Origin of the sequence: Blautia intestinihominis (genome assembly GCF_040096655.1) — a bacterium.
In the GTDB taxonomy this organism is placed as follows: domain Bacteria; phylum Bacillota; class Clostridia; order Lachnospirales; family Lachnospiraceae; genus Blautia_A; species Blautia_A intestinihominis.
In genome coordinates this window covers 39380-52614 of sequence record NZ_JBBMEI010000024.1, presented here as the reverse complement: position 1 = coordinate 52614, position 13235 = coordinate 39380, and the positions used below count along the sequence as shown (strand labels likewise).

Below are 13235 nucleotides of genomic sequence, written 5' to 3'. Positions count from 1 at the left end.
TGCAAAAGTAACTTCGACCTATATGGAATTTACTCTTGCATTTGGTCCAAAACCGGAATTTAGTTTTTCATTTAAGTATCACTTTTCCCAAACTCACGTTCCCCTCCTTTACATCTCATTATATAGAACATACGTTCTGAAATCAAGAGATAATATTTTCCATATCCATGCTTCCTCTATATATAGTAATTCTCCTCTCAGACTAAACGATATATAGTGTTTTTATATTGACGCATACTACATATAGTGTTACACTTACTATGTAATTATTATTTGTGTCATCCGGAAAGGATATACGCACGCAGTTTAGGTTTGTAAAAGTGTCAGAAGTATACCACGCTACCAGCAGGGATTTCTGGCTTTTTTTATTTTGCAGGAAACTGCACGCATTAGAGAATGAACATCCGTGTCATTCTCTTTTTTTATGCCTAAACGCAAAGAAAGGAGGAAGAAAAACCGGAACAAATAAGAATTACAACTATACCATAGAAAAGGAGACAAGAATAAAATGAACCATCCCAATGAATTATCAAACGTGGAAAAAATCAAACAACTGGTGGACTATCTGAATTTACAGCGTAACGCTTATTATAATGAGAACAGTCCGAATATCAGTGATGCGGAATATGACCGAATCTTCGATGAATTAGTGGAATTAGAAAAGCAGACAGGCTTTATCTTATCCAATTCACCGACACAAACCGTAGGCTATACTCCCATCAGTGAACTTCCCAAAGTAAAGCATCCAGTCCCTTTGCTCTCTTTAGATAAGACAAAGCAGGTACAGGACTTGATAAGCTTTGCCGGTAAGCAGCCGGTTCTGTTTATGCTGAAGTTGGACGGATTAACGACTAAATTGGTCTACGAAAATGGAACACTTGTAGAGGCTTCTACGCGTGGCGACGGAGAAATTGGGGAACTTATCACCCATAACATCCCTGCATACGTTGATGTCCCTCTTTCAATTCCATATAAAGGCCGGCTAGTGATTGTTGGAGAATCCTTCATCCCAACCCATGACTTTGAGCGTTTAAAAGAAACCCTCCGAGATGGAAAAGGAGAACCTTACAAAAATGGGCGAAATCTGGCTTCTGGCTCTGTGCGAAGTCTTGATCCGGCAAATTGTGCAGGACGCTGTCTGCACTTTATGCCTTTTAATGTTCTGGAAGGTCTGGACTCTCCATTTCTCTTTCCAGACAGCAGAGCTATGAAAATTTCCAGCCTGTTTGACTATGGTTTTCAGCCTTGTCCTTATATTGCTGCAAACCATCCCTTAACCTCGGAACTTGTAAATCAGTATATTGAAAGGCTGACTGATCTGGCAGGCAAAAAACATCTGCCTATTGACGGAATTGTAATGATTTTCGACAGTCTGGACTATTCCAAAAACTGCGGGCGTACCGGACATCATTATAAAGATGGACTGGCTTTTAAGTTTGAAGACGAAACTTACGAAACCACTCTTCGCAATATAGAATGGACACCCACCCGTTTCGGAGAAATTGCACCTGTGGGAGTTTTTGACCCTGTGGAAATTGACGGATGCTCTGTTTCCAGAGCAACCCTTCACAATCTGACCTTTATCAAAGAATTAGAATTGGTGCCAGGTTGTAGAATTTCTGTATCAAAACGTAATATGATCATTCCTCATATTGAAGAAAATCTGGAACGTGGTCATTACGTAGATGCAGTTCCTCCTGTATGTCCATGCTGTGGTTCTCAGACTCGTATCTATCAAAGAAAAGGAAATGATGGGCGTCTCATTGAAACGGTGCATTGTGACAATCCCAACTGTGATAGCCAGATCCGAAAACGCTTTACACATTTCGTTGGAAAAAAAGCAATGAACATCGAGGGACTCTCCGAAACTACCTTGGAAAAATTCCTGACTTTGGGTTATCTCCAGACATTTCCGGATATTTACCATCTAAATGAACATCAGGAAGAAATCTTACAGTTGGAAGGTTTCGGTAAAAAATCCTTTGAAAGATTATGGAATTCCATTACTTCCAGCCGGAATACTACCTTTGTCCGGTTCCTGGTTTCCATGGATATTCCTATGGTCGGAAGGACCAAAAGCAGGATTTTGGATACAGTATTCCACGGCAGTCTACAGGAATTTTTTGATGCTGCCTCTGGTGACTATGATTTCACCCAGTTAGATGACTTTGGTGATACTCTGAATCAGAATATCCATGACTGGTTTTCTGATGAAAACAATTTAATTCTCTGGCACGAACTCCAAAAAGAACTTATATTTGAAGAAAGAAAGGAAATGAATACTATGATGAAAGAAAATGTATTTACAGGATGTACTATCGTTGCAACAGGAAAACTTGCTCATTTTACAAGAGATGAAATCAACTCGAAGATTTTAGAGCTTGGAGCAAAAGCCGGCAGTTCTGTCACAAAAAAGACAGATTATCTAATTTGTGGGGAAAAAGCCGGCAGTAAATTAGCAAAAGCCCAGTCTCTCGGCATTAAGATTTTATCTGAAGATGAGTTTCTTGAAATGATTGCGTAAGGAGAAATCTATGAGTATCATTACATCCGTTTTTCATATCTATGGATTTCTTATTACAGAAGAGGCTGCTAATCTTATCCTTCGATATACAGAGGAAGTTTTTCCTGATTTATACAAAGAGTTCTCTGATCCAGAATCACTCTTAGCCTTTCAGGAATATCTTTGTGAGAAACTTGATGGCTGTCGTTATGGCACTGCTGAGTCTATGACGGTATGGAGGATCAAAGATCAGGAAGAACTGGACTTAAATCCAGGAGAAGAATTTTATATCATTGAACTTAAAAATTCTTCCCACTTATTTTCACAGGCGTATTCTTCTTATACGGAAGTTATCCAAGAAATTCAAGAAACGTTTGGTGAATTACTTCCTCCCGATTTTCCATTAGATGATTTTCTTGTGGAAATCATGGGCGAAGTTTGGGGATAGTGAAATGGGGTGACGCCCCATTTCAAACATCTTTTGCAACTTTACATTTATAGTTATTTTACCGTTGGAAAGCACCTTCTTTTTTGATATAATGAAAGCAAATGGAGGGATAACGTATATGAGTATTCAATCAGATATAGAGATGCTATCAATTGAAGCACTGGAATATTATGCTAAAAAGCACCAAATATCAGAAGACGATGCCTTTAATATTTTCTACAAACATCAAGTATTTGAAAAAATACTGGTACAACACGAAACGTTGCACCAATTAGATATTCATGATACTTTTCAATACGTAGAAGATATTATAGAAGAAGATACGCCCACGCTTGTTCTTTTCCATGGCTCCAATATTGCATTTGATAAAATCGATTTGAACAAATCACATAACCGTCGTGATTTTGGTCGTGGATTTTATTGCACAGTTCTCGAACAGCAGGCAAATGAATGGGCGAACCGCCTGTACTTGCGTACTCATACTGGCGGCAAATATGTGTATCGGTATATCTTCCAGCAATCCGAGGAACTAAAAATCAAACATTTTGCCACCTTGGACAAGGAATGGTTGGAGTTTGTCAAACTCAACCGTACTGTCGGCGATATCCAGCATCACTATGATGTTGTAATTGGGCCTGTTGCGGATGATAATACCATGGAAACTGTACAACTTTATTTGTCCGGTATCTTGAGCGTGGATGAAGCGGTTACAAGGCTTCGGTATAATAAGGTTAATAATCAGGTTTCCTTTCACACCCCACTTGCTCTTGAACATCTGGTATTGGAATCTCGAAAGGATGTGTAAAACATGGAAGGTAAATATTTTTTTAACGGAAAAGATATTTCAATGAATCTGTATATTCAGATCCGGGATGTTATCGATATTATTATGGAAAAGAGTAATCTTTCCTTTCCGGATGCCATGGGCAAATTTTATCATTCAAAAACTTACAAGGCCCTACAAAATACAGAAAATACTCTTTGGGCGGAATCTGCCGGCTATATTGCAGACCGCTATTACGAAGAACAAGAAGAAGCACAAATAAACAAATAACAAACAAAAAAATATGTTTAAGAAGGAACTGCTTACCATAAGCGGTTCCTTTTTTGTATAAGAAAGAAGGGATTACATGTATATTAATACCTATTCGAATCATTACCAGCAAACAATTGACCACTTTCATGGAGCATACGCTTTTCTTAGTAACTTCTATCCTTCCCGGATATATTACCGGGGCTACTGGTATGCAAATAATGAGGCTGCTTTCCAGGCACAAAAGACCATTTCCCCTAAAGAACAGCTTCAATTTACCAAATTAAGGAATCCAAAAGATGCAAAAAAACTGGGAAGAGAAGTGCAGCTCCGTTCAGACTGGGAAAGTGTAAAGCTTATGTACATGTATGAAATTTGTATGTGCAAATTCATGCAGAATCCTACCCTATGTAAAGCATTACTTGCTACTGGGAATTGTCACCTTGTTGAAGGAAACAACTGGGGAGATTACTTTTGGGGTTCTGTAAATGGTCATGGCGAAAATCATCTGGGCAAAATTCTTATGGATATACGTGCAAAGCTTCAATTTGAATGTTAAAACATAATTTATCCAATTTTGCACTGTATGAACTGCAAATATTTTGCTATAATGAAAGATAGATTTTAAAGAAAGGATTTGTGCTTATGTATCTGAAGCGTTTTGTCTATGACCGTCTTCTGGATTGGAAAAATGAAGGAGGTCATAGTACCCTGGAAGTCGGTGGAGCCCGTCAGGTTGGAAAAACCTACCTGATACAGAAATTCGCTGACGAAAACTACAAACACAAAATTTATATTAACCTGTTTGAATTAAGCGGCAAACAGTTTATGGAATGTTATAAACAGGCAACCGACTGGACACCTGGAACAAAACGGCGGGAGCATCCTCTCCACGATGCCTTCCAGTTATATGAACCGGACTTTATTGATTCTGAAGATACCGTCATCATTATTGACGAAATCCAGGAGTCTTCCGAAATTTATAACCGTATCCGGGAGTTTACACGTCACTTTAAAGCCCATTTCATCATCACAGGAAGCTACCTTGGACGGATTTATGATCCAGAATTCCGTTATTCCAGCGGCGATGTCACCAAACTCACCATCTATACGCTTTCTTTTGAGGAGTTTTTGATGGCCTATGATCAGAATCTGTATGGCGATTACAAAAAAATATCTCTTGTTTCCTCTGAAGCAGAAGTCTATAATCGCTTAAAGGAAACCTATGAGCTGTACTGCCAGATTGGTGGCTATCCCAAAGTGGTCGAAAACTATCTGGAAAACCGGAACATCGTAAAAGCTCAAGGCGAACTCGTAAAAATCATTGATACCTTTACCAATGAATCCATTCGCTATTTTACGGATATTTTGTATACCAAAGTGTTTACCCATATTTTCTTTTCCATCTGCCGTATTTTAAATCGTGAAAAGAAAGGATTTTCAGAAGACAGCATCAGTGAAGAATTGCAAAAACTGGTAACCAAAGACTACTCCAGCAATATTTCAAAGGCTACCTGCAACCGTGCCATTAGCTGGCTGTACTTTTCTGGAATCATTGGATTCTGTGCAAAAATAACAGAAATGGACATTCTGGATTTTAAGTCTGCAAGCCGCTGCTACTTCATGGATATGGGGCTGGCAAATTATTATCTGACACGTACCGGTACCGATTCCCGTGTACTTGCAGGCACATTAAATGAAAATTATGTCTATATCAACCTGAAGAAACGCCAGGATTTTCCACCGGAAATTTCCTTTGAAACCCCAGCTTTTGCTACTTACCGAGGCGGAGAAATTGATTTTTTGGCACAAAGCCTATCTTCTTCCACCCGATATTTAATAGAAGTAAAAGCCGGAAAAGGGACTGCTTCCACTGCCCAGAAAGCTCTGGCTCAGGGAAAAGCAGATAAGCTTCTTTATTTAAAAGGGGCAACCAAAGGAGGAATAGACGGAAAAACAGAAACACTGCCTATTTATTTATTGGAACAATACAAGTTTAATTAAATTTATGTTTACGAAGAGACTACTTGCGAGTGGTCTCTTTTTATTTAGAAGGATCACGAAAAACACAGCACTGAATTAGTGAAAATTTATGAATTTATGAGAATTGGCATAGATGTGATGTTACGGAAAAGGGGTATGGATTTATTCTATTCCCTCTTTTGTCAATGCCAATTCCCATCAAGAAAGGAAGAATTACATGAACAATACAACAACTGAATTACAATGGGGAGATGTCATCTTCAAACCTGGACAACGTGTGCGGACAACCGATGCCAGCGATTATGCAGGATTGGATGGTGTTATTTTGGAAATTCATACCGGCGAAGATAAAGAAACCGACAATCTGACTCCTGATATTCACTGTTGCTTTGATTTTCCTGAGTCTGAAGCAGACATTCGGAAACTAGAGGAACGCTTTTCTTCTCTTTACAATATGCCAAAAAAACTGGATGATCTTGCTTTGGATGAAGTGATTATGGTCTTATGTCAAGAAAAAGTACAAATTAAATACAACCAATTTTCTCTTTTTATGTAATTGTTAACTTGCTAAGCTTGTTACAGTCGTTTCCAGATTTTTTAGATATTGTTCCTCATATTCATTTGGAGATAAATATCCACAATGACTATGAATACGGACGGTGTTGTAGAACGTCTCGATATATTCAAAAATCAATTTATATGCATGAGTATAATTGAAAATTTTGAAACGATTAATCCACTCTCGTTTTAAAAGGGCATGGAACGATTCTATGCAAGCATTGTCCCAAGGATAAGCCTTCTTGGAATAGCTGTGAATCATTCCTTCCGTTGCCTTGTGAAATGCTTCTGATACATATTGACATCCTCTGTCACAATGAAAAATAAGCGGATTTTCAATATGTCTGGACTGTTTTGCCTTTTCAATACATTTTACTACATGAGATGCCTCCAGCGTCTCACTTAGTACCCAGGAAATGATTTTTCTGGAATATAGATCCATAATACTGGTAAGATATACAAATCCTTCATATGTCCAAATATAAGTGATATCTGAGCACCATACAGCATCTGGATGTTCTGGATTAAATTTTTCGTTCAAAATATTTTTTAGTTTCTGGCTTAGATCAGAATCAATGGTTGTTTGAGTATACGGTTTGATCCATTGCGCTTTTATTCCCATTTGACGCATATAATTTCCCACTGTTTTTTCAGTAATAGTTTCTCCGGATTTCCGCAATTCAGCTGCAATTTTAGGAGCACCATAGTTTTGATGTGAATCATCATAAATCTTTTGGATTTTTTCTTTTAAAACAGTTCGACGAATAGACGTGTCCGAAGGAACCCGCTTCTTCCATGCATTATAACCAGATCGTGAAACGTCCAATTTTTTCAGTATCCCGCTGACAGAAACTTGACGTTTCACAGGCAGGTTGTTAATTTCTTCTACATATTTAGATGTAGCAGCGTAAAGAGTTTTTGTCATTTTCCCAGAATACCGATTGCTTTTTTTAACACTTCAAGTGCATCCTTTGTATCGCGTAATTCTCGTTGCAGACGTGCGATTTCTTTTGCTTCATCACTTGCGTAATTGCCTGAACCACGAGTAGGAACAGTTCCTTCATGTTCCTTTGCTGATTTCATCCAAGTCTTTAGTGCTGATTCACTAATTCCAAGATTTTCAGCACACTTACGAAGCGCAATCTCAGGATGCTCCAACCGATATCTTACTGCATCTTCCTTAAACTCTTGTGAATACCTTGTACCTCTTGCCATAACCATTCTCCTCTCTTGATCTATGACTATCATATAATATTTATTGAAAATGGTCATGTTTATTTTGTACTATTTATATTCTAACATCATTATGTCCCCGGATGAACTGATTTCTATTCCAGAAGAACCCTCTCGTCTTCTTCATTATATTGGTACAGACGAATGGGCTCGCCCGGTATACCAGGATCAATATGGGAAGTTGTGGAAAGATGTAGAACTTGGTGACTTTGAAATTCCTCATCTGCACTCTGCAGTCGGAAATGAATTTGATGGAGAACCGGATATGCCTATCCGGAAACCATTTAGAATTTTAACAGATAAACCGAAAAATCCTTATGAATTTCAGTACATGATGCTTAGTCGTTTACAAAGCGACTGTGAGTATTACTTGAATTACGGAAACCGTTGTACTGGACATCTGTACTATCACAATGAAAGCAAACAAATTGCCGCCATGAAAAAACTCTGGAATGAATTTCCGGATGATGGGAAACCAGAATGGTTGACATGGAAACAAATCCTAGAATACGAAAAAGCAATGTGTTCAGACACAAAATAATAGAACCGCCATAAAAATATTTTTTTTAAGGAGAATGATTATGAATTCAATAAAAGAACTAAAAGAACAATTAGGATATGAAGAAATCGGTCTCGATGATACATTTACATTTCACTGTACCCAATGCGGAAAGTGCTGCATTCACCGGGAGGATATTCTCTTATCCCCGAAAGATCTGTTTAACATAGCAAAAAAATTTCAAATTACACCAGCGGAAGCCTTGGAACAATATTGTGAAACTTATATTGGATGTAACTCCCGTTTCCCGATAGTCCGCCTGAGACCACAAGGAAGTGTCAAACGCTGCCCTTTATTAAAGGATCAGAAATGTTTGGTTCATGATGTAAAACCGACTGTCTGTGCCATGTTTCCGATTGGTCGGTATCTTACCCTTTCTGCGGATGATAGTTTTCCGAAAAATCCAGAAGAACTGTCTGTTGGATATATCTTTAATAATCCTGAGTGCGGAGACGGAATCGAAACACATACCGTCCGGGAATGGTTTCGTAGTTTTAACATTCCACTAAAAGATGACTATTTCTTTACATGGACAAGAACACAGGCAACACTCTGCAAACATCTACAATTTCTGGAAGAACACATATCAGAAAAGACCATGATTTCAATATGGAATGCTACTTTGATAACTCTGTATCTGAACTATGATATTACAGAAGATTTTCAAACGCAATTTCAGCAAAATTCAGATGCAATCCTATCCTTAATTGAAACACTAGGAACTGTTGACATTCCTAAGAAATCATAAACAACTATAAATACTTTGAGCCGACCAGTTTTGGACGGCTCTTTTTCATATCACTTTACATTCTGGCAGCTCTTTTGTTTCCTGTTCTTATCACACGCAATCCATTCATCCAAAGTAAGCGGCTGATAATTTGAATACATACAAAAACAGTTAATCATATTACATGGAATATGCTGTGTTTCCCCCTGTGTATTCAGAAATGTTGTTTCAGATGTGATTCCTTGAAATCTTTCCAGCAATCTCTGATCCTGCGTATCGTGTACATGTCCATACAACATATAGGTTTTTGGGTTTCCTTCTGCATTCAATTTATACTGTCCGTTATAACACATAATAGGATAATGACAAAGTATCACTTTTCTCTTATTATCGCTAAGTTCCTCATACATTTTAATCCACTCAAAGCGTGAACTGTCGAAGTTTGGATCCTTGACATAGTGGTCATGGTTTCCCTGTATCAGATATAGACGTCCGTTCAATTTCTGAAGCAACTGGTTTGTTTCTTCAGATTTCCCCCATGATAAATCCCCTAAGATAACAACTTCATCCCTATTACGCACTTTACTATTCCACTGTTTCAGCATATAATCATTCATTGCATTTACATTTGCAAATCCACGTTTATCCATTTTTGTATTCAAATTTTCATGAAAGAAATGTAAATCTGCAATATAATATCTCATTTTATATCATTCCCTCAATCTTGTTTAAATTATCAATATTTACAACTGCCCAGAACACTCTTTTTAAATCTTTCCCTTTCAAAGTTGATGCCGGGATTACCGAATCTTTACCAAATTCCTGAATAAACTGATTTCTGAGTTTACGAATTTTTTGTCCTTTTTCTGGTCCCGATAAATGCTCCATACCTAATTTTTTTTCAATCTCTAATGCCTGTTTTACCTTATCCCAACCCATGCCTGAAATCATCAGTTCATACATCAAGCGAACCAGGGATGCTCCGCAGGCAACCGTTTTGGGATCATACTGCACTTTCCTGTTTAAATATAACGAATGAAAATCATTAATAAACTTTTTCAATTCTGCATCTTCACCGCTATCGGCTTGTTGATAACGCAAAAGCTGTTTCTCAACATCTTTTACGATATATTTAGGTTCATAATCTCTTCCCTCCAGCGTGCTCCCCAGTGTAATCTTCCTTGTATTCCATTCTTGTTCTGCCCGTTTTAAATACTTTTCTTTCACAACAGATCATTGCATCTCGGATATACAGTTTCTGGACAACATCATAATATCATAGAACTGCTTCACCTGTTCATCCAGCCTTTCATTTTGTACGCCAATCGTATTACAACCTAATGTGGTGAGCTTATCCGCAAATAAATAATTCAATGGAAGGATCTGATAGTTCCATGAACTGTTTACCGCAAATATGTTTTCTCCCGTTCTTCTTTCATATTCCCATTTTTCTGGCTGGAGAATAAATTCTATTTTTAATTCCTGATAGGGAATACTCTCTCTCTCCATATTACGTTCTGCATTGGATAGTACAGAAGGAACTTTCGTGTAATATGTATGTAATGGAAGATTTGTTTTCGGATTCTTAGGGCTATGTTTATGAAAGTAAAACAATTCGTCTTCTGTCCCCAAATATTCTTCGATTTTCCTCAATGTTTTCTTTATTTCCTCTTCTGTTCCAAAAAATAACATATCAATGTCTACACTTGTTCTTTGAGCATCCCTTGGCAGATAAAACTGCGTGGCTGCACCACCTTTCAATATTATTTTATCTCCTAGTATTTTCTGAATATGCAAGAATAATTCAAGATCCCATAAAAACAGTTCCATTCTCGCCATATTTTTAAACCCAAATTCTTCCATTCTCTTCTGAAAGGTTTCTCTCTGAAATGCTTCCTCTTTATGAAATAACTTTTTGTAATCCAAATTTTATTCTTCCCTTCTAAGTATTTTTCCAAACTCTATTGCCGAATCTGTAATAAACCGATTTTCAACGATAAAGCGAATATCATATTGTATATTCCTTCTTGATGCTACTGTTATCAGCTTCTTTTTATCTATATTTCCCAATCTGCTGAGATTCTGATAAATTCTTACCAATTCTTGCAATGATAGTGGATATCCGTTTCTCGTTATTGCAAAATAAAGATCTGCAAAAGCCTTCTCTATACTTGCCAGACCTTCACTACTGTACTGAAAATCCTCCGTTGTGTATAAAATCACCTGCATATTATGGCTACCTGAAAACATAGCATCTTCATACATTTTTTTCGTGTATTGTGGTTCTATCACCTCAAATCCTTCTGCTAATAAATTGTTATATATTTCCTCTTTTGCTGCTTTTTCAATAAATGCAATGACAGGATATTGTTCTGGTATGTGTAACATATATTTTGCCAAAATATCCAAACCGGATATATAATAATAAAATCCCAGCTCATCCATGTAATTTTTCAATTTTTGGGCTGTTTCACATAAAATAATTCCCTGTCTGCCTTTCAAATCATTGAAGGAAAATACACCGTTTCGCACTCTCTTAATGTAACCCGCCTCTACTAATTTAGAAAGATTCCAATATAAAGTAGACTTTTTTAACTCCGGGAAAAGGGGAATTACTTCATCTGTATAAAAGGTAGTTTGATTCCCAAGATTTTGTTTGATTATCTCGTATTTTTTTTCTAATGCTGTTTTGCTATTCATACTACACCTACTTTCTTTTCGTAGTATATCACATAGCACCTATAAAAACAATAAAATAAACGCAAAGTTTATATTTGCGTTTATTTTATTGTTTTTATTTATAATTCAATCTATTTGCAAATATATTTGTAATTTCAATAAAAAATACGCAAATACTATATTTGCGTATTTTTATTGAAACTCACTAGAACTGCAACAGCAGCTCATATAGCATCCTATAACGTTTTCCAATCCAGCCTATTCTTTATAATGGAATGATCCTTGGAACTTGTACTCCTGCTGTAATTCCCATTTCTATCTTTCTCCTATAATCCCGAAAACTATGGATACGAAACCCAGGCATTCCCCAAGCACAAGAAATTTTGCGAACATAGTACTCGTTTGATTTTGTGAATATTTTCCCTTGCTTCCTGTGCAATAACTTCATAATCCGTAACGACTGAGTTGAAATCTTAGGAAACGTTCCATTAACTTTTTTATACAAATCTCCTCTTTTGGTTTCTTCCAAAATAATAGTTTTTCCATGCATACAGGACCATTCTATACATGGAATATCTGCACTTCTTATCCCTGTTTCCATTGCAATTCTCAAAAATAAGGAAGTTTCAAAATCCTTTTTATATAGGAATTGATCTGCTATCATCTTGTAATGATCAACAAAATAAATTTCTCCTATCTTTCTTTGTAGTTCTGCCAAAGATATGCTATTCAGCCATTCCAGTTTTCCTCTGTATTTTTCAACAAATATCATCCCCTGCTCAGCTTCAAAAGATTGCCTCAAATCACGGATAGCCTCTGACCAACATTTTCTTTGTCCAGGTAACAATAAACATACCATTTTCTGTAAAAATTTTTCTTCACTATCCGGATTCCACTGTATTAAACGCTTTAGTTCTTCATAGGCTTGATTTACTTTATATTCCATTGTACTATTTCTCATCTTCAGATTCTCCTTCGTATGGCTCTAAAATCTTTGAAGCCCTCTCCACAAACATCCTGTCTGCCCCTGAAATCTCATATTCTTTCCAAAGTGTCTTATGTATCTGTTCCTCTGTTAAATCTCTACACTTTTCCTGCAGCATACGGACAAATGGATATATCATAGTCGCATGAATATTTTTCCCGGATCGTACCATATCTCCTTCCATTTGATATGCTTCCTGTAAGCATTCCAGTATAATGCGAACATCCGTAACACTTTCTCTCATTGTGCTTCCCCTCATCAGGCTTATCCTCCTATTTACATACGTACTCTCAATCCATCTAATCTCGACACGTTCAGTCCAACCAGATACCAGTCATCTCCCATTTCAATTCGGACCGGAACCCAAACATTTTTCACCTTTACATCAAAACATTCCCCGCAATGTAGTCCTCCATAAAAAGATTCCAAATCAAAACGTATATCATACCTCCCTGTTTCAGTATCATAAAACAATGTACCTTCTCTGTGTTCACTCATAATATCTGCCTCCTTAAATTTTTCTTTTA

18 protein-coding genes are annotated in these 13235 nt (G+C 37.0%); 9 read left to right on the top strand and 9 right to left on the bottom strand.

Annotated elements, in window-relative coordinates:
• Positions 1-508 precede the first annotated feature (508 nt).
• From ligA to WMO75_RS09220, 7 genes are all read left to right on the top strand, one after another.
• Complete coding sequence (gene ligA / locus WMO75_RS09250; protein ID WP_004223761.1) at positions 509-2524, top strand: NAD-dependent DNA ligase LigA; 2016 nt, start codon at positions 509-511, stop codon at positions 2522-2524.
• A gap of 10 nt (positions 2525-2534) precedes the next feature.
• Positions 2535-2951, top strand: a complete 417-nt coding sequence (locus WMO75_RS09245; protein ID WP_004223763.1) for a hypothetical protein — start codon at positions 2535-2537, stop codon at positions 2949-2951.
• Between the two features lie 118 nt (positions 2952-3069).
• Positions 3070-3756 carry a DUF3990 domain-containing protein gene (locus WMO75_RS09240; protein WP_015526830.1) on the top strand — a complete coding sequence of 229 codons (687 nt, stop codon included), beginning with the start codon at positions 3070-3072 and terminating at the stop codon, positions 3754-3756.
• A gap of 3 nt (positions 3757-3759) precedes the next feature.
• A complete protein-coding gene (locus WMO75_RS09235; protein ID WP_004223767.1) occupies positions 3760-4005 on the top strand; it encodes a hypothetical protein in 246 nt (81 codons plus the stop codon).
• Positions 4006-4081: 76 nt separating this feature from the next.
• Complete coding sequence (ybiA, locus tag WMO75_RS09230) at positions 4082-4543, top strand: riboflavin biosynthesis intermediates N-glycosidase (RefSeq protein ID WP_004223769.1); 462 nt, start codon at positions 4082-4084, stop codon at positions 4541-4543.
• 86 nt (positions 4544-4629) lie between these two features.
• A complete protein-coding gene (locus WMO75_RS09225) occupies positions 4630-5988 on the top strand; it encodes an ATP-binding protein (protein ID WP_015526829.1) in 1359 nt (452 codons plus the stop codon).
• Positions 5989-6184: 196 nt separating this feature from the next.
• Positions 6185-6523, top strand: a complete 339-nt coding sequence (locus tag WMO75_RS09220) for a hypothetical protein (RefSeq protein WP_349055107.1) — start codon at positions 6185-6187, stop codon at positions 6521-6523.
• A 3-nt stretch (positions 6524-6526) separates the two neighbouring features.
• Here WMO75_RS09220 and WMO75_RS09215 read toward each other — a convergent pair whose 3' ends face one another.
• Both WMO75_RS09215 and WMO75_RS09210 read right to left on the bottom strand, forming a co-directional pair.
• The gene (locus WMO75_RS09215) at positions 6527-7450 is read right to left on the bottom strand and encodes an IS3 family transposase (protein WP_025581343.1); all 924 of its coding nucleotides are present in this window, start codon (positions 7448-7450) and stop codon (positions 6527-6529) included.
• Positions 7447-7740 carry a transposase gene (locus WMO75_RS09210; protein WP_025581345.1) on the bottom strand — a complete coding sequence of 98 codons (294 nt, stop codon included), beginning with the start codon at positions 7738-7740 and terminating at the stop codon, positions 7447-7449. The genes WMO75_RS09215 and WMO75_RS09210 overlap by 4 nt, the downstream gene beginning before the upstream one ends.
• A 64-nt stretch (positions 7741-7804) precedes the next feature.
• Here WMO75_RS09210 and WMO75_RS09205 point away from each other — a divergent pair, with 64 nt between their 5' ends.
• Both WMO75_RS09205 and WMO75_RS09200 read left to right on the top strand, forming a co-directional pair.
• Complete coding sequence (locus tag WMO75_RS09205) at positions 7805-8299, top strand: LPD11 domain-containing protein (protein ID WP_349077931.1); 495 nt, start codon at positions 7805-7807, stop codon at positions 8297-8299.
• A 40-nt stretch (positions 8300-8339) separates the two neighbouring features.
• A complete protein-coding gene (locus WMO75_RS09200) occupies positions 8340-9065 on the top strand; it encodes a YkgJ family cysteine cluster protein (RefSeq protein WP_015526827.1) in 726 nt (241 codons plus the stop codon).
• Positions 9066-9115: 50 nt separating this feature from the next.
• Here WMO75_RS09200 and WMO75_RS09195 read toward each other — a convergent pair whose 3' ends face one another.
• The 7 genes from WMO75_RS09195 to WMO75_RS09165 all read right to left on the bottom strand — a co-directional run bounded on the left by WMO75_RS09195 (position 9116) and on the right by WMO75_RS09165 (position 13206).
• Positions 9116-9748: a metallophosphoesterase gene (locus tag WMO75_RS09195; RefSeq protein WP_015526826.1), complete on the bottom strand. Its 633-nt coding sequence runs from the start codon at positions 9746-9748 to the stop codon at positions 9116-9118.
• A 1-nt stretch (position 9749) separates the two neighbouring features.
• Entirely contained in the window at positions 9750-10271 is a 522-nt protein-coding gene (locus tag WMO75_RS09190) for a hypothetical protein (protein WP_349077930.1), read from the bottom strand.
• A gap of 6 nt (positions 10272-10277) precedes the next feature.
• Positions 10278-10970, bottom strand: coding sequence for a nucleotidyl transferase AbiEii/AbiGii toxin family protein (locus WMO75_RS09185; protein ID WP_349077928.1), 693 nt, complete (start codon positions 10968-10970; stop codon positions 10278-10280).
• 3 nt (positions 10971-10973) lie between these two features.
• Positions 10974-11744: a DUF6577 family protein gene (locus tag WMO75_RS09180; RefSeq protein ID WP_117457421.1), complete on the bottom strand. Its 771-nt coding sequence runs from the start codon at positions 11742-11744 to the stop codon at positions 10974-10976.
• A gap of 244 nt (positions 11745-11988) precedes the next feature.
• Positions 11989-12684 carry a hypothetical protein gene (locus WMO75_RS09175; RefSeq protein WP_015526825.1) on the bottom strand — a complete coding sequence of 232 codons (696 nt, stop codon included), beginning with the start codon at positions 12682-12684 and terminating at the stop codon, positions 11989-11991.
• The gene (locus tag WMO75_RS09170; RefSeq protein WP_015526824.1) at positions 12674-12967 is read right to left on the bottom strand and encodes a hypothetical protein; all 294 of its coding nucleotides are present in this window, start codon (positions 12965-12967) and stop codon (positions 12674-12676) included. The genes WMO75_RS09175 and WMO75_RS09170 overlap by 11 nt, the downstream gene beginning before the upstream one ends.
• A gap of 17 nt (positions 12968-12984) precedes the next feature.
• Positions 12985-13206 (bottom strand): DUF5348 domain-containing protein, encoded by a 222-nt coding sequence (locus WMO75_RS09165; RefSeq protein ID WP_015526823.1) that lies wholly within the window; start codon positions 13204-13206, stop codon positions 12985-12987.
• Between the last annotated feature and the right edge of the window lie 29 nt (positions 13207-13235).